The sequence below is a fragment of the Paenibacillus sp. Paensp111 genome, assembly GCF_059492195.1.
The window spans coordinates 1,413,503-1,434,318 of record NZ_CP168527.1 but is presented as its reverse complement, the minus strand read 5'-3'; the positions used below and the strand labels follow the sequence as shown (position 1 = coordinate 1,434,318).

General features: G+C 49.6%; 21 protein-coding genes. 7 read left to right on the top strand and 14 right to left on the bottom strand.

Annotation, left to right across the window (positions count from 1 at the left end):
• Nucleotides 1-21: 21 nt before the first annotated feature.
• The 3 genes from ACEN86_RS06655 (at nt 22) to ACEN86_RS06645 (ending at nt 3,419) form a co-directional block, all read left to right on the top strand.
• Nucleotides 22-1,749 carry an ABC transporter permease gene (locus tag ACEN86_RS06655; protein WP_495633530.1) on the top strand — a complete coding sequence of 576 codons (1,728 nt, stop codon included), beginning with the start codon at nt 22-24 and terminating at the stop codon, nt 1,747-1,749.
• Between the two features lie 161 nt (nt 1,750-1,910).
• Nucleotides 1,911-2,375 (top strand): ABC transporter permease, encoded by a 465-nt coding sequence (locus ACEN86_RS06650; protein ID WP_495633529.1) that lies wholly within the window; start codon nt 1,911-1,913, stop codon nt 2,373-2,375.
• A 315-nt stretch (nt 2,376-2,690) separates the two neighbouring features.
• On the top strand, nt 2,691-3,419 hold the full coding sequence (locus tag ACEN86_RS06645) for an MBL fold metallo-hydrolase (protein ID WP_495633528.1): 729 nt from the start codon (nt 2,691-2,693) through the stop codon (nt 3,417-3,419).
• A 109-nt stretch (nt 3,420-3,528) separates the two neighbouring features.
• Here the strand turns inward: ACEN86_RS06645 and sigK are convergent, their stop codons facing one another.
• From sigK to ACEN86_RS06615, 6 genes are all read right to left on the bottom strand, one after another.
• Nucleotides 3,529-4,230, bottom strand: a complete 702-nt coding sequence (sigK, locus tag ACEN86_RS06640) for an RNA polymerase sporulation sigma factor SigK (RefSeq protein WP_127200399.1) — start codon at nt 4,228-4,230, stop codon at nt 3,529-3,531.
• Between the two features lie 321 nt (nt 4,231-4,551).
• Entirely contained in the window at nt 4,552-5,247 is a 696-nt protein-coding gene (locus ACEN86_RS06635) for a DUF554 domain-containing protein (RefSeq protein WP_495633527.1), read from the bottom strand.
• Between the two features lie 84 nt (nt 5,248-5,331).
• Entirely contained in the window at nt 5,332-6,270 is a 939-nt protein-coding gene (locus ACEN86_RS06630) for an alpha/beta hydrolase (RefSeq protein ID WP_495633526.1), read from the bottom strand.
• 264 nt (nt 6,271-6,534) lie between these two features.
• Entirely contained in the window at nt 6,535-8,622 is a 2,088-nt protein-coding gene (locus ACEN86_RS06625) for a bifunctional diguanylate cyclase/phosphodiesterase (protein WP_495633525.1), read from the bottom strand.
• Nucleotides 8,623-8,798: 176 nt separating this feature from the next.
• Nucleotides 8,799-9,458, bottom strand: coding sequence for a bacillithiol biosynthesis deacetylase BshB2 (bshB2, locus tag ACEN86_RS06620; RefSeq protein WP_495634233.1), 660 nt, complete (start codon nt 9,456-9,458; stop codon nt 8,799-8,801).
• Between the two features lie 20 nt (nt 9,459-9,478).
• Nucleotides 9,479-9,826: a YojF family protein gene (locus ACEN86_RS06615; protein WP_495633524.1), complete on the bottom strand. Its 348-nt coding sequence runs from the start codon at nt 9,824-9,826 to the stop codon at nt 9,479-9,481.
• 157 nt (nt 9,827-9,983) lie between these two features.
• Here ACEN86_RS06615 and ACEN86_RS06610 point away from each other — a divergent pair, with 157 nt between their 5' ends.
• Together ACEN86_RS06610 and ACEN86_RS06605 are read left to right on the top strand one after the other, a co-directional pair.
• A complete protein-coding gene (locus ACEN86_RS06610; protein WP_495634232.1) occupies nt 9,984-10,217 on the top strand; it encodes an LSm family protein in 234 nt (77 codons plus the stop codon).
• 123 nt (nt 10,218-10,340) lie between these two features.
• On the top strand, nt 10,341-10,532 hold the full coding sequence (locus ACEN86_RS06605; protein WP_495633523.1) for a hypothetical protein: 192 nt from the start codon (nt 10,341-10,343) through the stop codon (nt 10,530-10,532).
• Between the two features lie 178 nt (nt 10,533-10,710).
• Here ACEN86_RS06605 and moaA read toward each other — a convergent pair whose 3' ends face one another.
• From moaA to ACEN86_RS06585, 4 genes are all read right to left on the bottom strand, one after another.
• Nucleotides 10,711-11,715: a GTP 3',8-cyclase MoaA gene (moaA, locus tag ACEN86_RS06600; protein WP_495633522.1), complete on the bottom strand. Its 1,005-nt coding sequence runs from the start codon at nt 11,713-11,715 to the stop codon at nt 10,711-10,713.
• Nucleotides 11,716-11,759: 44 nt separating this feature from the next.
• Nucleotides 11,760-12,581 carry a formate dehydrogenase accessory sulfurtransferase FdhD gene (gene fdhD / locus ACEN86_RS06595; protein WP_495633521.1) on the bottom strand — a complete coding sequence of 274 codons (822 nt, stop codon included), beginning with the start codon at nt 12,579-12,581 and terminating at the stop codon, nt 11,760-11,762.
• Between the two features lie 109 nt (nt 12,582-12,690).
• On the bottom strand, nt 12,691-13,368 hold the full coding sequence (locus ACEN86_RS06590; RefSeq protein WP_495633520.1) for a hypothetical protein: 678 nt from the start codon (nt 13,366-13,368) through the stop codon (nt 12,691-12,693).
• Nucleotides 13,369-13,555: 187 nt separating this feature from the next.
• Nucleotides 13,556-13,903, bottom strand: a complete 348-nt coding sequence (locus ACEN86_RS06585) for a hypothetical protein (protein ID WP_495633519.1) — start codon at nt 13,901-13,903, stop codon at nt 13,556-13,558.
• Nucleotides 13,904-14,076: 173 nt separating this feature from the next.
• Between ACEN86_RS06585 and ACEN86_RS06580 the strand changes: the two genes are divergently transcribed.
• A complete protein-coding gene (locus ACEN86_RS06580) occupies nt 14,077-14,937 on the top strand; it encodes an SDR family oxidoreductase (protein ID WP_495633518.1) in 861 nt (286 codons plus the stop codon).
• A 241-nt stretch (nt 14,938-15,178) separates the two neighbouring features.
• On the opposite strand, the gene ACEN86_RS06575 is transcribed toward ACEN86_RS06580, so the two are convergent.
• The 4 genes from ACEN86_RS06575 to ACEN86_RS06560 form a co-directional block, all read right to left on the bottom strand.
• Entirely contained in the window at nt 15,179-15,628 is a 450-nt protein-coding gene (locus ACEN86_RS06575) for a PaaI family thioesterase (protein ID WP_495633517.1), read from the bottom strand.
• A 93-nt stretch (nt 15,629-15,721) separates the two neighbouring features.
• A complete protein-coding gene (locus tag ACEN86_RS06570; protein WP_495633516.1) occupies nt 15,722-17,416 on the bottom strand; it encodes a long-chain-fatty-acid--CoA ligase in 1,695 nt (564 codons plus the stop codon).
• A 28-nt stretch (nt 17,417-17,444) separates the two neighbouring features.
• Complete coding sequence (locus tag ACEN86_RS06565) at nt 17,445-19,226, bottom strand: acyl-CoA dehydrogenase FadE (protein WP_495633515.1); 1,782 nt, start codon at nt 19,224-19,226, stop codon at nt 17,445-17,447.
• A gap of 27 nt (nt 19,227-19,253) precedes the next feature.
• Entirely contained in the window at nt 19,254-20,438 is a 1,185-nt protein-coding gene (locus ACEN86_RS06560; protein WP_495633514.1) for an acetyl-CoA C-acetyltransferase, read from the bottom strand.
• A 96-nt stretch (nt 20,439-20,534) separates the two neighbouring features.
• Here ACEN86_RS06560 and ACEN86_RS06555 point away from each other — a divergent pair, with 96 nt between their 5' ends.
• Nucleotides 20,535-20,777 (top strand): hypothetical protein, encoded by a 243-nt coding sequence (locus ACEN86_RS06555; RefSeq protein ID WP_495633513.1) that lies wholly within the window; start codon nt 20,535-20,537, stop codon nt 20,775-20,777.
• Nucleotides 20,778-20,816: the final 39 nt, after the last annotated feature.

Sequence of the window (20,816 nt, the reverse complement as noted above, 5' to 3'; positions counted from 1 at the left end):
CTTCGAACAGCGAAGGGCCGGATGACGATGATGGTATTCGCCATCGCCATCGGTATATTCGGCGTTGGGACCATTCTAAGTGCATATAGCATTCTTACTCGTGAAATCAGCCGTAATTATCTTGGAACGAATCCTGCCTCCGCACTTATTGAAATGAAGCAGGTCAGTGATTCCTTGGTCGATGCCGTAAGACTTCGTCCCGGAATCAAAGCTGCCGAAGCTGGTTCCACAGTTACTGCGAGGATCGAGGTGAAGCCAAATGAGTGGCTGCCCCTATTACTGTTCGTTGTGAAAGACTTCAATGCGATGAAAATCAATACGTTCCAGCCTGAATCTGGCGCATGGCCACCGCCGGATGGTTCCTTGTTATTGGAACGAGAAGCGCTGCCGCTAGTAAATGCAAAAGTAGGCGAACAACTAAGAGTTCAGACCCCCAACGGTCCCAAGCGTGAAGTTAGCATATCTGGACTTGTTCACGATCCGGGCTTAGCACCTGCGGGACAGGAGCAGACCGTATATGGATATATCACCCCATCTACGTTGGTTATGTTAGGTGAAAGCAGTACTTTGCATATCCTGAAAATCACTGTAAAAGATCCATCGCTCAATATGACATCCATCGAAAGTACAGTCCGCGATCTAGCAGGATGGTTGAACCGAACGGGGAATACGGTCGAAGAAATACGTATTCCGCCTCCAGGCAAACATCCGCATCAAAATCAGATGAATTCAATATTGGTCATGATGCTTATCTTTAGTTTATTAGCCCTTGCTCTTAGCGCGATTCTTACGGCAACGATGATCGGCGGCTTATTGGCTCAACAGGTGCGCCAAATCGGCGTCATGAAAGCGATTGGTGCGCGATCATGGCAGATAGCCAGTCTATATCTTACTTTGATTGTAATGATCGGGATTACAGCCATTGTTATTGGCTTACCGCTAGGTATTCTTACAGGTCGTTTCTTTGCAAGAGTAGTTGCTGAGCTTTTGAATTTTACGATATACAGCGAAGTTATCCCTGGTTGGGTTTTCATTGTGCAGGTATTAGCTGGAATCCTTGTACCTTTATTTATAGCGCTTATCCCGATTTCCAAGGCCACAAGAACAACCGTTCAAGAAGCAATTCATGATTTTGGCGTCAAGAGTAAGTCGTTCGGTACACGCAGACTGGACACATGGCTCGGGAAAATACACGGGGTGGACCGCACCCTTTTACTGGCTCTTCGAAATACGTTCCGGCGCCGAGGGCGCGTGCTGCTTACGCTTGCCTTATTGGCAGCCGCCGGTGGAATGTTCATGACCAGCCTAAACTTAAAGGCAGCATGGGAACAAAATCTTGCCGAAGCAGCTTCCGACCGAAATTACGATCTCGAAATTCGTCTGAATCATCCGGAAGCCGAAGAAAAAGTGCTACAGACCGTTTCCAGCGTCTCTGGTGTACAAAAAGTAGAGACTTGGAACATATTACCCGCTGCAGCGGATCGTCCAGATGGTCTGAATATTGTAAAAACTTATCCGGACGGGGGACATGGCAGCTTTAATATACGTTCAGTCCCTGCGGATACGGAACCAGTCCATTTAACTCTACAAAGCGGGCGCTGGCTTCAGCAGGGGGATAGCGACGGTGTCGTACTAAACCATACAGCGCATGCGTTATTTCCAAATTTGAAGGTAGGAGATCCCCTCAAGTTGACTGTTAACGGAAGGCCAGTCATTTTACGGGTAGTTGGCATCGTACGAGAAATATAACACCGGCTTCAGCCTACATATCTCCAGATGAATTTGCCAAAATACTCGGTAAATCAGGCCAAACCAATGCCTTCCGCGTTGTTACGAAATCACACGATACTACCACCATAAGTACCGTTACCAAAGAAATTGAACGTGCACTTGAGAAAGAAAATATAAGCATGAAAGTTGATATCTCTGAGACGAGGTTGGACTCAGCTCTAAATGGTCATGTTTATATTCTCATTTTCGCATTAATTATAATGGCTGTGCTGATGGCCATTGTGGGAGGCCTTGGTCTCATGTCGACGATGGGTACCAATGTGGCCGAGCGCACCCGCGAATTCGGGATCATGCGCACCATTGGCGGTAGATCGGGGACGGTTATTCGCAACGTTATAAGTGAAGGAATTATCATCGGTCTCATGAGCTGGGCTTTCGCTATTATACTTTCACTTCCCGTTTCCTTATATGTTGGTAGACTCATCGGCAATCTATCGTTCAAGACTCCACTATCTTTGGTCTTGTCGCCCATGGCCGTAGTCATATGGCTGACCATCATCGTTCTTGGATCCATTGCCGCTAGTGCATATCCAGCTTGGCAGGCATCACGACTGACCATACGTGAAACGCTGGCTCATGTCTGAAAATTCAAATTAGAAAGGAAGTACCATGATGAGGAAAATAATGAAAATTACTGCGATTGTGATCATTGTCGTAGCGGTTTTAGGACTAACCATGCATCTTCTTGATCCATTTGGTATCCGGAATCATTAAGATAGCTTCGATTATTTTTACGGGGGGAAGGGAATGGGGAAAAAAATTATAATCACTGTAATTATAATGATAACCGCAATCGTTATTTGGGGATTAATCTATGCTGCTAGTCATCTGGACATTGTTGGCATTCTAAAAAGATTACATGGTGGCTAATTCTCCTTTGAGGAAGGATGTAAATTAACATGCGTATTATTCACGAAAATATGATCTACCAATTAACGTTTTATAATAGCAAGTCTTTATCGGTCAATTGCTATCTGGTAGAGGAACAAGACGGATTAACACTTGTTGATGCTGCAATGCCTGGCAGCTCGTATGAAATTCTTCAATCAGCTGGCACGATTGGCAAGCCAATCACACGCATCGTTCTTACCCATCTCCATCATGATCATGTAGGATCACTCGATGAGCTGAAGCAGGCGATCCCTCAAGTCCCAGTCTATATTTCCAGTAGGGAAGCCCGCTTGTTGGCCGGTGACTACACACTTGATCCGGGCGAAGCCGATACCCCGATCCGCGGTATCATACCAAAAGAGTTGAAGACGCGAGCTGACTTTCACCTTCGGGAGGGGGATAAGATAGGATCGTTACTCGCCTTGGCCGCACCTGGCCATACACCTGGCTCGATGGCATTTCTTGATATCCGCAGCAAATCCTTAATTGCCGGTGACGCTTTTCAGACTGAAGGGGGTATTGCAGTTAGCGGGCAGCTTCGACCGTTGTTCCCCTTCCCTGCAAGGGCCACATGGAATAAACAAACTGCACTGGAAAGTGCCGTCAAGCTCCGTGGACACCATCCTTCATTATTGGCAGTAGGACACGGAGAAATGCTAAAGCAACCCTGTGCAGAAATGGATCGTGCCATTGAAGAGGCTAAGAATAATCTCGAATTTGAAAGGAAAAACGGGTAACGATTACTATTCCCAACTCAATCGGTCATAAAGTTCACCGCCCAGTGCCCGTTTGCATTTAATGTTGACTTTATTCAAAAAAACCCGGGATCTCCATCCCGGGTTTCTCTCACCGCTTCGCTTTGTAAAATTCATGATACAGCTTCATCAGCGCCCGCTTCTCTATCCGGGATACATAGCTCCGGCTGATCCCCAGCTCTTTCGCTATCTCCCGCTGCGTCCGCTCTTCTCCGCCCTGATCCAGACCAAATCGTCCCCGTATCACTTCCTGCTCACGTTCATCGAGGATATCCAGATTCTGATAGATCTTGCTCTTCTCCATCTTGAGCTGCACCCGCTCAACGACATCGTCGTTCTCGGAACCGAGGATATCGATCAAGGTAATCTCATTGCCTTCCTTATCCGTTCCAATGGGATCATGCAAGGAGACATCCTTCTTCGTCTTCTTGAGTGAACGCAAATGCATCAGGATCTCATTCTCTATACAACGAGCCGCGAAAGTAGCCAGCTTGGTGCCTTTGCCCAGCCGGAAGCTTTCGATGGCTTTGATCAGGCCAATCGTACCGATGGAGATCAGGTCCTCCAGATCCTCGCCGGTGTTATCGAATTTCTTGACGATGTGGGCGACTAATCTCAAGTTATGCTCAATCAGAATATTGCGGCTGACAGGATCGCCTTCCGCCATGCGCTGGAGATGCTTGGCTTCCTCTTCCTCGGTTAATGGCTGGGGAAACGCATTATTTTTGACATAGGACACGAGAAGGGTCAACTGTTTGATGAACAATGCAATTGCGGTAAACAATCCGGGCAATGCTGCCACCTCCTGCATAAATGCGTGCAACCTCTGTGCGGTCACTTCATTGTATGTGGGCGGCCGCCCAGTCGTGCCTGTACGGCGTATTTTTAGGAAGAAGCATGTCATCCCGACTAATTTACCGAGTGATCAGCTAAGCATCCGTCCCCCACTCTTTGTTACCAATATACAAAAACAACCCACTGTATCCCTGGGGAATAACAATGGGTAAAGTTGTGGCTCGATCTAAGACTCCTGCGGTCTATATGAGCCGGCCTACTGCCTATATGCGTTCTGCCCTAGAAGTCTTACCGCCTGTGTTAAGCAGCCTCCACCCGGCTATTTGAATATCGCAGCAAGTACCGCTACCACAACAATGGCCGGCAGCAGATTCGCTACCTTTATCTTGGACAGTCCGAGCAGATTCAGCCCGATCGCCAGGATCATGATACCCCCTGTGGAGGTCAGCTCAGTAATTAAGCGGTTCATCAGCTCGTCCGAGACGAAGCGGTGGATCTGGGTTGCCCCCAGCGCAATTAGACCCTCGTATAGCAGAATGGGCACAGCTGAGAATATCACCCCGATCCCGAGTGTCGTAGTCAGAATACAGGCCATCACTCCGTCCATAATTGCTTTGGTGAACAGCACATCATGATTACCTCTGATGCCGCTGTCCAGTGCTCCAAGAATCCCCATGGCCCCCACGACGAAGATCAGCGTAGCTGTGACAAAACCAAGGGAAATGCTGCCCTCCTCCGCACCGCCCATTCTTCTCTCCAGCCAGCCTCCAAGGCTGTTCAATCGATCATCCAGAGCCAGTAGCTCGCCAAATATGGCCCCTAGTACAAGACTTATAATAACAATAAGAAAGCTTGCGCTCTTCAGCCCCATCTGGATCCCCAGCACGGACACCGCAAGCCCCATCACCTTCATCACGCTATCTTTGATACGCTCGGGTATTCGGTGCAAAAGCCTTCCAAGCAGGCTTCCTCCTACCACCGCAATTCCGTTAACTAACGCACCTGTCAGAACCATTCTCCATTTCCCCTATCTAATCTTCTGTCATAACACTTTGCTGCCTTTTCAATTATAGGAACAAATAGAGTTAAGTCAAAAGCATTATTTGGTGCCTATCTCCCTAAGTAATCTGGCCACCGTGATAATAAGAAGTGCAGGCTGATCTTTCTGAACAAAATGAGTTGAATTCTGAACAATTTGAAAAGAACTGTGCGAGGATAACGCCGACATTTTCTTCTGCATACCCAGCCAATTCGCATGCTCGTTCGGAACGGCCAGCACCGCAAAAGGCAAGCTGTGAAAGCCCCGAGACTCAGCAGCCTGGACTTGGTCCTTGGACTTGGTCATCATATTGCGAAGCTCGCTGATATGATTACTGTTATAAGCCATCTGATAGAACAAATCCTTGAACTTCGAGTCTTGATCCGGCAGAGGAACAAGCCCCAATTCTCCTAAGAGACGATTCACCCCAGTTATTCTGGAGGCTTGCATCAGGAACAGTTGCCAGTTCTGGAAGCTTAGCTGCTGACCTACCTGAGAACTGTCGACCAAGACCAAGCCGGCGGTCTCCTCAGGATATAGTGAAGCGAACATTTGCACGATAAATCCCCCGTAGGAATGGCCAACCAGCACATACGGACCTGAATTGCCCGAGGCTTGCAGGAGCTTATGAAGATCCTGTGCTGATGCTGACGCAGTCCGCTCAGTATCGGCCTGATCACTCCATCCATAACCCGCTCGGTCGTAGCTGATTACCTTTGTCAATTTGGCCAGCTCGGGCTGCACCTTACTCCAATCCTCACCCGGGTTCGGGACACCAAGTCCCGATTCCAATACCACAGTCGGCAGACCGGCTGACTTACCTTCCGTAATCATGTGAAGCTTGTAACCGCCGATATCCACTCGCTCTCCTGGTGCCGGGTATTTACGGCTGGTCATATTTTCAGCAATTTGTTCATAAGTCACGCCTGCGGCCGTCAAAATGAGTAAACCTAGGAAGAACCATTTCAACACTCGGAGTAGGGATCTTGTTCGCAACAAAGGGAATCGCTCCTTAACAATCCTAATTTGGAAATTCCCTTTAAGTATAAGGAGGCAGAATCAAGTCATGATTAAAATTAGCAAAGTTAAGATAAGCTTAAGACTCCTAGCTGGGATCAGGTCCTGGCATGTAAGGGGAAAGCTGACTCCTCGCCTGATGCGATAGAGCAGGTCTAACGATTCGGCATCTATACGCAAAAAAGAGCCAGTGCTTCCACTGGCTCTTGCGGCTTGGGCTCCTCTCTGGAGCCGCTTAATCGGTCATTACTCTGAATGATAATTTCCAGCTGCGCTTAATTCACTGTGACCTGTACTTGTGTAAGTATCCGAAGTTTGACTCAGCCATTCCCGAATCTGATCCTCATTCATGGGTCTTCCATAGTAATAACCCTGCATGATGCTGCAGCCAAGACCATTCAGGAATTCAGATTGCTCAATCGTCTCGACTCCTTCGGCTATAAGCTCCAGATTAAGCTGCTTCCCAAGCGTAATGATGGCCTGAATAATCGCCTTCTTGGAACCCGATTCGTATTCTCTGACGAACAGCTGATCAATCTTGAGGGTATCAATCGGCAGCTGATCCAGTGATCCAAGCGAAGAGTATCCGGAGCCGAAATCATCCATGGCAATTTTGATCCCAAGCTCCCTGATCTTCAGCAGCTGACCGATTATCCCCTGAATATCCGAGGCGAGAATCGACTCGGTGATCTCTACTTCAAGATACCGGGCATCAAGTCCGGTCTTAGTCAGCGCACACTGGATCATATCCAGCAGATTCTGACTCTCAAATACCCGTACTGACAGATTCACCGAGATGCACTGCGGTTCATATCCTTCGTCCTGCCACTGCTGGTTCTGGCGGCAGGCCTCCCACATAATCCAGCGCGTCATCGGAATAATGAGGCCCGTCTCCTCGGCAATGGGAATGAATTCGGCAGGAGAGATTATTCCTAGCTCTGGATGACGCCACCGGATCAAGGCTTCCATGCCCGCAGCTTTACCGGAGGAAGCATCCCATTTAGGCTGATACAACACGAAGAATTCCTGATTGTGCACCGCCCTGCGCAGATCATTCTCAAGACCAAGCCGGCGGATCATTCCCTGATCGAGGGATTCATCAAATACCCTGTAGCGGTTCTTGCCTTCTGCCTTAGCTTTGTACATCGCGGTATCTGCCGCCTTCAGCAGCGCATGCCGGTCCTGCCCATGAAGAGGGGAGAGACTTATCCCGATACTGCTCGTTATATACAGCTCATATCCGTCCAGTACAAAAGGTTTCTGAATTTCTTCCAGCAGAGTTTTAGCCCATTGTTCGGCTTTCGCTCTCCCTGCACCGCTTAGCGCACACAGGAATTCATCTCCGCCAAGCCGGTAAATTTCACTCCGATTCAGGGTCTTCCGCAGACGGTCGCCTACAGCTCTCACCAGCATATCTCCGAAGTCATGACCCAGCGTATCGTTCACATTCTTGAACCGGTCCAGGTCAATGAACAGCAGCGCCATTTGATCATCCGAGCCTTGGAAATCGTACGCATCAAAAAATTGATTCATCCGGTACCGGTTCGGTAATCCGGTTAATTCGTCCGTATAGGCCATCCCTTTCATAATACGCCGATCAAAGTAGACGGCCAGCGAGGAGATCATGAGGATAACCAGGACTGCAGCCGATACACAGACGAGCAGAATCAATCTGATCTGCATATCGGCGTCTGAATTCGGAACTATGCCCCTCTCGTTATGACTGGAAGAGAAGATCATAGCCTTCATGCCTGTATAATGCATTCCGCAGATCGCCAGGCCCATAATAACCGCAGAAATCCATTTCGCTATGCTTGCCGACGAGCGGTTTCTGAATTTCAGGAACAAGTACAGCGAGGCATAGGATGCGGTAAGGGCAATAACGGCAGACAAAGTCCAGTATAGAGGATCATAGGTAATGGTCCCGTGCATCTGCATGGCGGCCATACCCGTATAATGCATCGCCACGATCCCGCCGCCCATGAAGAAACCGCCTATGGCAAGCTGTCTGAAGCAAACCTTTGCCGGCAGAGTAATCCGGAAGGCAATGTAGGAGGCCAGGATCATGAAGAGAAGGGAGAGAAGCGTGATGCCTGCGTTATAAGTGACTTGAATGTCCAGATTAAAAGCCAGCATACCGATAAAATGCATGGCCCACACACCGCAGCCCATCACACAGGAACCTGCAAGCAGCCAGCCAAGCTGGGCACGGCCTTTGGCATGATTAATTTTGGCTGCCAAAGTCAGGGCTGAATAGGAGGAGATTACAGCAATCATAAAAGATAGAAGCACCATGTAATAGTTGTACTGACCCTGAAGTATGTTGTGATGCATCCAATCATCTCCGAAATCCAAAATTAATATATATCTACTGTATATTATCGGTCACCAAACCCCCGCAATTTAGGACTTCATCAGGTCTTCATGTCTGGTAGGGGCCTCGGCGGCAAAAAAGATCCCCAAGCCAAAAGCTTGGAGATCTTCATCCGAATCGAATCCTTCACAGCACCTTATTTGTTCATGGGGTAAGTCCAGAATCGTTCTGTTCCGAACCGATCCAGGATTTCCTTGTCCTTCAGCGTTCTGTTTCCAAGCAGCTCGGCTGCCTGGAACTGGGAACGGTGAGCTTGAATGGATTTCATTTTGTGCTCCAGAAAGTCGGTTACATCCACACTGACATCCGGCTGACCCAGAACACTATAGCAGTTCTTGGAGAATGCCAAGCAGAGCAGAGGCGGACGTTCCTTGGCAGGCAGGCTTTCCATGACCCGTACCATGGCGGCTCCGGTAGCATCATGGTCAGGATGCACACTATACCCCGGGTAGAAGGTAAATACAAGCGTCGGACGAATCTCCTGCAAGATCTCCATAATCCGGCCATCCAGCAGCTCTTTGTCCTCAAATTCAATCGTCTTATCATGGAAGCCAAGCATTCTTAGGTCTTGAATTCCAATCGCCTTGCATGACTCCAGAAGCTCACTTCTACGCACATCAGGAAGAGTAACCCGGTTAGCAAAAGGCGGTATGCCCATATTCCGTCCTCTTTCACCCAAGGTCAGGCAGGCGTAGGTCACCTGGGCTCCCTGCTGAATATATTTGGCCAGTGTACCTGACAATCCGAACGCCTCATCATCGGGATGAGGAAGCACGACTAGTATCCGCTGATGCATCATATTCATCTCCTCCCCCATTAAAATGGCTCCCTGCTCAGCTGCAAGGCGACAACGAGCTTGCCCTGACCATCATGCCCGGCAAGAATAAGCCTGTCCGGATCACTCTCATCCCAGGTTGTAAGACCTTCCGCGTATAACCAGCCGTGCTCCATCTTGAGTCCTGCCCGGTAAATGCCGTTACTGCCGACAATGGAGCCATTGGAATAACGAATAACTGCGTTGGTTATGAAATTGGCAGCCGGATGCTTCGAGCTGTCGTGATGGGATGCATAAGCTCCCGTTGTTAACTCCAAATGAACATAGATATCTTGGTCCTTAAATGAATCGATTCTGTTCTGAACTTGTTCTATATCGATAACCTGCATCGGTCTGCTCCTTTTTTATAGTTTTATTTGTACAAATATAGCATACTCCTTACGATTTGAAAAAACGAGCGCCTGATCACCGGATATGGGTACCTATGCCGTTCCATGAAACTCCTCTGCTCATACTATACAACTATACGAAAGGAGAGTGACTATGATGGAAGCCTATTATAATTGTCTGCATTGTATGAATAAGAAAGTCCGTATACTTACAGTGGACGGACAGCATTACCGCGGAACCATTGTCGATGTCGACCCCGAAAATGTCTATCTTCGGCCTGAAGGCGGCGGCCCGATCCGTACATCTGCTTTTTCACCCTATAACTATGGGTATGCCAATGAAATTCTAACACTGAGCCTGTTCACACTTCTGGCTATTGCCCTGATCTAGCATTCAATGACCTATAGAAAGAGAGAAGAGAAAGCTCCAATGCGGCTTTCTCTTCTTCGTGATTGGTTAATCGCCCAAACGGGGATATATATAGAGAATGCATCAGTAAGGGAGGTCAAAGGAATGAATGAACACAATGAAACCCATGAAGAAGATGACTTGGTAACCCAGCGCGATATTGACAAGGAATCCGGCATGTTCGTGAAGGATTCTTACCCGGACAGCGTGGATCTGCCGGACGCGCTGGCGAATGAGAGACCGGATGGAACACGCCCATCCTCCGCAGGCTCCCACGAGGACGCTCAGGACAAGTAAGCGCAGTATGCTGCGAACGCAGTGAAGGGTAACCTTCTGCTGAAGCAGGTGCATCTTGATCAACACTAAAATTATCAAAGCCGTGGTCAGCCAGATATTGGCGAAACCACGGCTTTTACCTTTTACCCGTATCCGTATCTATAATCAGTTAGGCTTGTCCTTAGCCTTCTCCTTGAGATTATCCGCCAATATGGGACATCTCCACCCGGGGCCCGTCCCCTTGATGAGTTCCCCGGTCCAAAGAATACTTATCGTGCCGCCCTTCCCAGATCAGCCGGATCCCCTCTGTCATCTCTTCATCTGTCTTCCCGGCTCTTAGCTGCTCAAGCAGATCATGTCCCTTGGATGCAAAAAGACAGGTGTACAGCTTCCCCTCGGCAGATAGCCGGGCACGCGTACACGAGGAACAAAATGCCTCGGTGACGGACGAGATGAATCCGACCTCACCCATCCCGTCCTTAAATTGGTACCTGGTCGCGACTTCGCCTGTGTAATTGGGATTCAGCGGTACAATGGGCCACTTCTCACCAATCATCTTCAGCAGTTCCTGCTTGCTTACAACCTGTTCCCGGTTCCAGCCGTTAGTGTTACCAACGTCCATATATTCGACCATGCGCAGGATGATCCCCTGGCCTCTGAAATAGTCCACCATCGGGATGACCGCATGATCATTCACACCCTTTTGCACGACCATGTTCACTTTCACCAGAAGCCCGGCCTGCTTGGCCGCTTCAACTCCCGCGAGCACCGGTTCTACCTTAGACCTTCCACCGTTCATGAACATAAAAGTAGGGTCATCCAGGGCATCCAGACTTACCGTCACTCTCTGCAGGCCCGCATCCTTAAGCGACTTGGAACGAGAAGCCAGAAGGCTGCCGTTCGTGGTCAGCGACAAGTCCTCGGCGCCCGGGATTTCGGCCAACCTGGCTATAATCGCCGGAAGATCTTTACGAAGCAGCGGCTCTCCTCCGGTAATCCGGAGCTTCCGGACACCCAGAGAGACAAATATGCGTGCCAACCGCACGATCTCCTCGGCTGTCATAACTCGCTCTGCTGCAAGAAATGCATAATCCTTATCGAAGATTTCCTCCGGCATACAATAACGGCAGCGGAAATTACAGCGATCCGTGACCGAAATACGCAGGTCCCTCAGATTGCGACTTAACTTATCGTAGACGGTCATAGCATTCTCCCCATTTCTATCTGCCTTGATGCTGCCTTATTGTATTAGATTAACATTTCATCCTGCTCCATGTCCTGGCATTCTACAATTCTGCGGGAATGGGTATACACATTGCACGAGTCACTTCGTATAAATCCCACTGTAGTAATGCCGAGCTCCTCGGCAAGTTCAAGAGCCAACGCCGTTGGAGCTGATTTCGACAGAACGATCTCGCAGCCAATCTTGGCTACCTTGAGCAAAATTTCTGACGATATCCGGCCGCTGAACACAATGATCTTGTCCTCCAGATTCATCCCGTGCTTCAGAGAATAACCGTAGATTTTGTCCAAAGCATTATGACGGCCAATATCGCTCCGGGCCAGCAGAATCTGCTTCGTATCACAGAGTGCAGCACTATGCACTCCCCCGGTGCGCTGGAACAAGTCCGCCCGCAGAAGCACCTCATCCATCAGCTCAAAGATCTCCTTGAACGTAACCTGAACATGCACATCGTTCATCACTTTAGCTGTCCGGGCATCATTGAAGAACACGAATCCAGTGCGGCTTGTTCCACAGCAGGAGGTGATATACCTCTGGGTGTACAGCTTCTGAAGCTGAGGATTCCACCGGCTGGTCTTGATGTGTACAAAGCCTTCTTTTTCCTGAACCCAGATCTCTTCGATATCTTGATAGTCCTTAATAACGCCTTCGGATGCCAGATATCCTACCGCCATATCTTCTATATATTCGGGTGAACAGACCAGGGTGGCGAATTCCTCGCCATTGATCTTCAGGGTGACCGGGTGCTCCGTAACAACCAAATCACGCTCAAGATTAATCCGTCCGCGCTGATATCGTATTACGCTGCCTTCACGCTGCAATTCCATGTGACTTCATCCTTGTTAGTTAAATTTGCAATAATAAAACTGAGATTGCACTCTGTACCCATTGTTTACCCAATGGGGTCCGGACAGTAAACTTTTCTGCCAGGACTTCTTATGCTTGCATGAAGGCTTCTAACGGCTCCAAAGTCGCGAACGTCTTCTTTACATCCTTCTTCCGTTGCTCATCATAGAGTTTGGTCAACTCTACGAATGATTTAGCTTTAATCTTCGTATAACTTGATTTGGTGTATCTGTTTATGTACGTCTTTTGCCCTTCCTCTTCAACCCACTCGTAGACGACATCATATTTTTCCCTCAAATTCTTCAAATGAAGTGCCCGGCGCAGCACTGCATAGTGCTCTTCAATGGCTTCATCGCATTCCTCCATAATCTTCTCGTATGTGCAGCCAACTCGCATCAGAATCTCCACTGCCAGTTCCGCGCCGTATCTCGCGAGAAATTCCTTCAACGAAACCAGCGCATATAGCATTATTTGTTCCTTGTCATTCGGATCCCTGTATTCATAACAGCCTACAACCAAATTGCGGTCGGTCATTTCCTCCTTACTGAATTGCATCTTGAACAAATACTCGAGTGTCTTCTGCTTCATAACGGTTTCCAACATCTGTTCTTTATCAATTCTGATGCCCGTTGTCACCCACGGAAACGGTAGTTGGCCGTTACTTTCACGCGGTATGCTACCCCTAAGATTCAAAATCGGCATACCCGTAGCAATTGCGTACGACCTGTTATATCCTTCGCCGGTGAATATTTCCTGTTCCTCTCGCATGTTTCCTGCCCCTCCTTTTAATACCAAGTTCTTCTGGGATAAATTGTATCATATGAGAATCTTAAGTCCATCTAATGGTTGCGTTAGCTAATGCCCGCTGCCAGTCTTCAATGACTACAGACAGACACGGCTATCCTTAACCAGGAAGCCGTGTCTGTTTTTGGTCTATGTGTTTTTGGTTAGTAGGCTATTTCTTCTCAACATGGAGAAGGGTTATCGGCTTAACTGAGTAGGTATCTTTCAACTGGGCTTCTGAGAGGACATTCAGCTTAAGCAGGCTTGAGATTTTGGAGGAATCCGGCCTTGATGCAAGCCGCCAAAGCTCCGGGCCCTGAAGTGCCTGATACAATTTGTTCTCATCAAATTCCCTCCGCTCCTGCTGGACCAGCTTAATCTTATAGCTGCCAATGTCAAGCTCGGTGAAGTTATGATCGCCCAGATAGCCAGTTATTTCACTGCGAAGTTCAGCAAGCTGAAGCTCAATTGCCTTGTGCTGCTGCTTCAACTCAAAATATAGTTCCACCTTCTTGTCCACACTCCCACTCCCCTCTTCTCCCTCATTTGTATGCGGAACAAGAAAGAAATTAGCACTTTGTCTGGTGACAACAGGGGATAATCCATGTAAATGTCCCGGATCAGGACGGCATATATTATACTTGAAATATGTAATGTTTTCTTTCTACTAAATGATGAAAGAGGATGAGAGCCATGGAACCTTTTAGTACAGATCTGCTTAAAGACAAGGTTGTGCTTATTACAGGAGGAGGGACCGGGCTCGGACTTGCAATGGGCCGGAGGTTCGCCCAGCTGGGGGCCAGTATAGCGATAACCGGACGGAGAGAAGAGGTGCTGCGGGCAGCTTGTGACACCTTAATTGATAGCGGTTACAATGCATTCTACCATGCCTGTGATGTACGCGACCCCGCTCAGATCCATACGCTTGTTGAAGCGATCTATGCCCATTTTGGACGTTTGGATGTTCTGGTTAACAATGCGGCGGGCAATTTCATCAGTCCGACAGAACGGCTCTCTCCTCGCGCGGTGGATGCGGTGCTGAATATTGTGCTTCATGGAACCTTTTATATGACACTTGAAGTCGGCAAAAGATGGATCGAGCAGGGCCATCCGGGGACGATGCTTAACATTGTAACCACCTATGCCTCGACAGGCTCTGGCTTTGTGACTCCATCGGCTGCCGCCAAAGCAGGTGTACTCGCACTCACCAGATCGCTAGCTGTGGAATGGGCTCCTTACGGTATCCGGCAGGCAGCCATAGCGCCAGGTCCCTTCCCTACAGAAGGGGCATGGTCCCGACTTTCTCCTACACCTGAGCTGGAGGAACAGATGATTAACCGGGTGCCCCTGCGCAGAGTGGGCAGCGCCGATGAACTTGCTAATCTTGCCGCGTATTTGGTCTCGGACTATGCCGGTTACATCAATGGCGAGGTAGTCACGATCGATGGCGGGGAATGGCTGCAGGGTGCAGGTCAGTTCAATGACCTCAGACAGTTAACCCTGCAGCAGTGGGATGTGTTGGCGGAAATGACCCGCAAGCCAAAGCAGGAATAAGCCTGAATCCACCAGGATGCAAGCCTGTTCCTGCCCTGTCCATGTCAACTTCTGGCTCTGCCTGAAGTCCGCTTCATATCACAAATATATAGCACAAGAAAAGCAGAGCTCTAGATGACAGAGCCCTGCTTTTTTTGTGCTTATCTCGAATTCTACTTTGTATAAACCCTGCTTCACATGGACGCTGTCTCATAATCCCATTCCAATTCATTAAAGCTCGCTTCTATCTCATTCCCGTTCTCTATCCGGGTTGCTTATCATTCTGAGCTGGCCTATCCAGCACACGGAAGGTTCCTGTACCAAAAGCCAGCAGGTCCCCATCTTCCTTGCGTGCGTACGCTTCCGCAGTCATGAGTTTTCGAGTACTGTGAATAATTTTGGCGGTCACAATTACCCTGCCCCCTTTCACGGGTGCGACATAATTCATATTCAGATTAATCGTCACGATGCTGGACTCCGGCCTGGCTAACATTAAGATCAGACCCATAGCGGAATCGATCACAGCCGCATGAACGCCGCCATGCAGGATGCCGATTAGATTAAGATGATGAGGCTGTATGTCAAAAGAAACGACAGCCCTCTGATCATCAAGCTCATCAATCTCGCAGCCGAGATAATCCCAGAACGTGTTCCGGGCTGCCTTTTCCAACCTCTCTAGATTCGGACCATGCTTCCTTGATTCGGTCTCCAAGTTTAGGGCCTCCTTTCTGAAGACTGGCTTTCCTGTGCTCTTCTCTGTTCATAAAGCCAGCGATACTCTAAGAATAAAGGCACTGCCGCGGCTTTAAGCTTCTTCGTTGTCGTCCGGGAGGCGCTTCCCAGCATCTTCATCAATCAGCTTGCGGCGAAGAACTTTCCCGACCAGCGTCTTCGGAAGCGCTTTCCTAAATTCATATACTTTCGGAACCTTGTATACGGCAAGCCGCTCTTTGCAGAAGCTCTTTAGCTCAGCCTCGGTCACTTTGGAGCCTTCTTTCAGGACGATATAGGCTTTTACCGTCTCACCGCGGTATGGGTCAACGGTTCCAGCGACCACGGCTTCTTCCACATCCGGATGCTCGAACAGCACCTCTTCCACCTCACGGGGATAGATGTTATACCCTCCGGCAATGATCAGATCCTTGCGCCGGTCCAGAATGAAGAAGAACCCATCCTGATCCATGCGCGCCAGATCGCCTGTGTAGAGCCAGCCGTCACGTAGGGAAGCTGCGGTCTCATCGGGGCGCTGCCAGTATCCTTTCATCACCTGGGGTCCGCGGACAATAAGCTCTCCGATCTCTCCGAGCGGAAGATCTTCACCAGTCAGAGCATTCACAATCCGGGCTTCCGTATCCGGAACGGGGATTCCGATTGAGCCGCTTTTTCTCAGCTCCCAAATATTGTTGACATGAGTAACGGGCGAGGCCTCCGTAAGTCCATAACCCTCAATCAGCTTACCGCCGGTAATCCGCTCGAACCTTTCCTGCACCTCGACAGGTAGGGGAGCCGCACCGCTGATACAGATATTGATGGATGACAGATCATACCTGCTTACTTCAGGGTGGTTAATCACTGCGATATACATCGTTGGCGCACCTGGAAAAATAGTCGGCCTGAGCTTATCGATCGTTCTGAGTACCTGATTGATCTCGAATCTCGGAAGAAGAATCAGGGTGCCGGCATTATAAATGGCCAGATTAAGCAGAACCGTAAGCCCGAAGACGTGAAAGAAGGGAAGCGCCGCCAGGTACTTCTCGTTCGCCTTCTTGCTTTTGTAGAACCAAAGCTGGGCTTGAACGGTATTGGAGATCAGATTCATATGGGTGAGCATCACCCCTTTGGCAACCCCGGTAGTTCCTCCGGTGTACTGGATCAAGGCCAAGTCCTCGTCGGGATTCACATCGATATGACAGGGCAGGTCGGAAGAATCCTTGAGGCACTTTTTGAACGAAAGTACGCGTTCGTTATACTCGGTCCAGGTACTCATTCCATCCTTCTTAGCTTTAATAGGATAGAGCATGTTCTTCGGAAAAGGTAAGTAATCCTTCATCTCCGTCACCAGGATATACTCCAGGGGATCACCCTTCATCGCCTCTTGAACCCGGGAGACCAGGGCATCCATCGTTACAACGAGACGAACTCCGGCATCGGTTAATTGATGCTCAATCTCCCTTGGAACGTACAGCGGGTTGGTCATCACCGCCACGGCGCCCGTTAACAGCGTGCCATAATATGCAATAACGCCCTGAGGACAGTTCGGCAGCATAATGGCTACCCGGTCGCCTTTGCGAATACCCAGCCGAAGCAGGGCATTCGCAAAGCGGTATACGGATTTCAGCAGAGAACTGTAGCTGATCTTCTTGCCCATAAAATCGAGCGCTATGTGATCAGGATACTGGTGGGCCGAATCGATTAGAAATTTGGCCAGATTCTGTTTCGGATAATCGTAAGAATGCGGGACCTCATCCGGGTAATGATTGAACCATGGTTTGTTCAGCATTCAGGACACCCCAATTCTTAAACAGTGGTTACCGTACGTATTCCTCCGCCTCAATCACTTTGGCAGCGATGCTGCGCTTCATCTCTATCGTATTAACGGGAGCTCTCTTCGTAAGCTTCTTCAGAACAGACAGCTGGGTGCGAAGTGTGTCCCCCGTCTCCATGGCCGCCAGGATTTCTTTGGCCCAGGTCTCGATCTGCCCAAAAGCCTCTTGAACAAACACGGTTGTCATCAGAACCGCGAGCTCGGCTTTGGCTTCCCCGGAACGCCCAATCATTTTGCGTGTTCTTAGGAGTGCACTCTCCATCGCATAGACCTGAATCATCATATCTGCCAGATGACTGAGAATCTCCTGCTGTTCCTCAAGCTTCTGCTGGTATTTCTGCACAGCCTGCGCGCCGGTCATCAGGAAAATTTTCTTGGCCATATGAAGTAGATGCGTCTCCTGGTCGAGTGTTCCCTCAAAGGTCTGGCCAGGAATTGGCTGCATGAGCTCAGCCTGCAGGGCCATAGCTTTCTGCATAAGAGGCAGCTCGCCCTTCATCGCGCGTTTGATAAGTGTGCCAGGAATCAGCAGCCGGTTGATCTCATTCGTCCCTTCAAAAATCCGGTTGATCCGCGAATCCCGGTAATTCCGCTCAACACGGTATTCCTGGATAAAGCCGTAGCCACCGTGGATTTGCACGCCTTCGTCAACGACGAAATCCAGCGCCTCCGAACCGAATACTTTATTGATGGAGCACTCCAGTTGGTATTCTGCAATGGCTTTCGCTGACTGGTATCCTACATTTTCACTGGTATGGTCCACCTCAGCAAGGCCGATATCGAACAATCCTGCGGTGCGGTAGGCCATACTTTCCAGCACAAAGGTTCGGGTATTCATCTCGGCCAGCTTCTTGCCGATCAGCGGGAACGAGGATATGGCTTTGCCGAATTGAGTCCGCTCATTCGCATACTTTGCTGCAAGTGCGAGGGTATCCTTGGATGCGCCTACACACCCAGCGGCAAGCTTGAAGCGGCCGATATTCAGAATGTTGAAGGCAATGAGATGGCCTTTGCCAACTTCCCACAGCAGATTTTCTACCGGGACTTTCACATCTTCTAGGATCAGGGGACAAGTAGATGAGCCTTTAATCCCCATCTTCTTCTCTTCCGGTCCAATGCTGACCCCTTCCATCTCCTTCTCCACGATAAAAGTACTGAAATCCTTGCCGTTCACTTTCGCATATACGATGAACACATCCGCAAATCCTGCATTCGTAATGAACTGCTTGCTGCCGTTCAGAATATAATATTCACCGTCATCACTAAGTGTGGCGGTTGTCTTCGCGCCCAATGCGTCGGAGCCAGAGGAAGGTTCGGTTAGGCAGTAGGCGGCAACTTTCTCACCTGAAGCGAGCGAAGGCAGATATTTCAGCTTCTGTTCTTCGGTACCGAAGTAGACGATCGGCAGTGTACCGATTCCGACATGGGCTCCAACCGATAAGGCAAAAGCGGACGCCGGGGTCAGCTTCTCGCTAATCAGCGTTGCACTGACCTTGTCTAGACCAAGTCCGCCATACGCTTCCGGGACTTCGGCTCCGAGAAGGCCCACCTCTCCGGCTTTACGAAGCAAATCCACGGTTAGTTCGTAGTTCAACTTCTCAATTTCTTCGTCATGAGGAACAATTTCACCTTCAACAAAATCCTGGGTAGTCTTGGCAATCATGCGATGCTCTTCGGTGAAATCCTCCGGGGTTACGATCTGCTGATAGTCAACGTCCTGAATCATAAAGCTTCCACCAATCACTTTGTTCACCGCTATACTCATGATTATTTGCTCCTCTCCAGATTCATGTTATCCTGCATGAACTTCAAATACGCCGGCTGCGCCCATTCCCCCGCCAATGCACATGGATACCACACCATAGCCGCCGCCTCTTCTGCGAAGCTCGCTGATCATTGTTGTTGTCAGCTTCGTACCCGTACAACCGAGTGGATGGCCCAGCGCAATGGCACCGCCGTTCACATTCACTTTTTCCTCATCGATTCCAAGCTCCCGAATGACCTGCACACATTGGGCTGCAAAAGCCTCATTAATCTCGAACAAGCTCACATCCTCCAGTGTGATGCCTGCCATTTTAAGTGCTTTGGGAATTGCCTTGACAGGACCAACTCCCATTATCTCCGGTTCAACCCCACTTAGCGCAAAAGACCGGAACGTCGCCAGCGGCTTCAGGCCAAGCGCATCGGCCTTCTCGCGGCTCATCACGACGACCGCTGCCGCTCCGTCACTCACCTGTGAGGAATTTCCGGCTGTAACCGAACCGCCTATCTTAAAAGCTGGCTTCAGCTTGCCAAGGCCTTCGGCGGATGTATCGCTTCGCACCCCTTCGTCCGTGTCGAAGACGAACTTCTTCTTCTGTAAGTTCCCTTTATCATCTACACGAGTGAGCTCAGCCTCAAAAGGAACGATCTCCTCCTTGAATTTGCCCTCCGCAATAGCCGCGGCTGCCTTCTGATGCGAGCGTGCCGCAAAGGCATCCTGATCTTCGCGGGAGATGCCAAACCGCTCAGCTACAAGCTCAGCCGTATGCCCCATGCCGATATATACTTCCGGCATTTCTTCCACCAGCTTCAAATTCGGAGAGATCTTAAAGCCCGTCATCGGAACATGACTCATGCTCTCTACGCCTCCCGCCACCATCACATCCGCATTTCCCAGCATGATTCGTTCAGCTGCAAAAGCAATTGACTGCAGTCCCGAGGAACAGAAGCGGTTGATCGTAAGAGCAGGGACCGTGTTCGGGTAGCCGGCATACAGCGACATGATTCTGGCAAAATTCAGCCCCTGCTCCCCCTCCGGCATGGCGCAGCCAATAATGACATCCTCGACATCCTCCTTCCTAAGTCCTGGCGCCCGCTCAATCACGGCTTCCAGCACCACCTTGCCGAGATCATCGGCACGGGTCTGCGTAAGGCTTCCCTTCTTCGCCTTGCCTATGGCGGTTCGCGCCATCGATACAATTACAGCTTCTTTCATCGTGTTCTCACACTCCTTGGGAAGTTAAGTTGGATTTGCATGTGGAACTTTTCGCGCTGTCGATGCCCACTCCGGATGCGGAGGTTTCCACTTCTGATGCCCACTGCGGATGCGGAACATTCCACTTTGGAAGCCCACTCCGTGTGCGGACCGTCCCACTTTGGAAGCCCACTCCGGATGCGGAACATCCTTACGATCGCTGTTGTCCCCGGATTTGCTGAATTAACTCCTGCAATGTTCAAATCCGGGGACAAAGGCGAGCGCTTCGCTTCTTCAGGATTGTTCCGCTTCCTCCGTTACTTCGCTGCTAGCAGTTCCGACACTTCGACTCGGCAATGACTATTGCCGATCAAGAACTGAAGACCTTTTCTCCTTGTC

What these genes read in the sequence shown, in the direction of transcription:
- ACEN86_RS06655 (WP_495633530.1), top strand. Translation starts at nt 22, where the DNA reads ATGACGATGATGGTATTCGCCATCGCCATCGGTATATTCGGCGTTGGG.
- ACEN86_RS06650 (WP_495633529.1), top strand. Translation starts at nt 1,911, where the DNA reads ATGAAAGTTGATATCTCTGAGACGAGGTTGGACTCAGCTCTAAATGGT.
- ACEN86_RS06645 (WP_495633528.1), top strand. Translation starts at nt 2,691, where the DNA reads ATGCGTATTATTCACGAAAATATGATCTACCAATTAACGTTTTATAAT.
- ACEN86_RS06635 (WP_495633527.1), bottom strand. Translation starts at nt 5,247, where the DNA reads ATGGTTCTGACAGGTGCGTTAGTTAACGGAATTGCGGTGGTAGGAGGA.
- ACEN86_RS06625 (WP_495633525.1), bottom strand. Translation starts at nt 8,622, where the DNA reads ATGCATCACAACATACTTCAGGGTCAGTACAACTATTACATGGTGCTT.
- bshB2 (WP_495634233.1), bottom strand. Translation starts at nt 9,458, where the DNA reads ATGCATCAGCGGATACTAGTCGTGCTTCCTCATCCCGATGATGAGGCG.
- ACEN86_RS06615 (WP_495633524.1), bottom strand. Translation starts at nt 9,826, where the DNA reads ATGCAGGTTATCGATATAGAACAAGTTCAGAACAGAATCGATTCATTT.
- ACEN86_RS06610 (WP_495634232.1), top strand. Translation starts at nt 9,984, where the DNA reads ATGGAAGCCTATTATAATTGTCTGCATTGTATGAATAAGAAAGTCCGT.
- ACEN86_RS06605 (WP_495633523.1), top strand. Translation starts at nt 10,341, where the DNA reads ATGAATGAACACAATGAAACCCATGAAGAAGATGACTTGGTAACCCAG.
- moaA (WP_495633522.1), bottom strand. Translation starts at nt 11,715, where the DNA reads ATGACCGTCTACGATAAGTTAAGTCGCAATCTGAGGGACCTGCGTATT.
- fdhD (WP_495633521.1), bottom strand. Translation starts at nt 12,581, where the DNA reads ATGGAATTGCAGCGTGAAGGCAGCGTAATACGATATCAGCGCGGACGG.
- ACEN86_RS06590 (WP_495633520.1), bottom strand. Translation starts at nt 13,368, where the DNA reads ATGCGAGAGGAACAGGAAATATTCACCGGCGAAGGATATAACAGGTCG.
- ACEN86_RS06580 (WP_495633518.1), top strand. Translation starts at nt 14,077, where the DNA reads ATGGAACCTTTTAGTACAGATCTGCTTAAAGACAAGGTTGTGCTTATT.
- ACEN86_RS06570 (WP_495633516.1), bottom strand. Translation starts at nt 17,416, where the DNA reads ATGCTGAACAAACCATGGTTCAATCATTACCCGGATGAGGTCCCGCAT.
- ACEN86_RS06565 (WP_495633515.1), bottom strand. Translation starts at nt 19,226, where the DNA reads ATGAGTATAGCGGTGAACAAAGTGATTGGTGGAAGCTTTATGATTCAG.
- ACEN86_RS06560 (WP_495633514.1), bottom strand. Translation starts at nt 20,438, where the DNA reads ATGAAAGAAGCTGTAATTGTATCGATGGCGCGAACCGCCATAGGCAAG.
- ACEN86_RS06555 (WP_495633513.1), top strand. Translation starts at nt 20,535, where the DNA reads ATGCCCACTGCGGATGCGGAACATTCCACTTTGGAAGCCCACTCCGTG.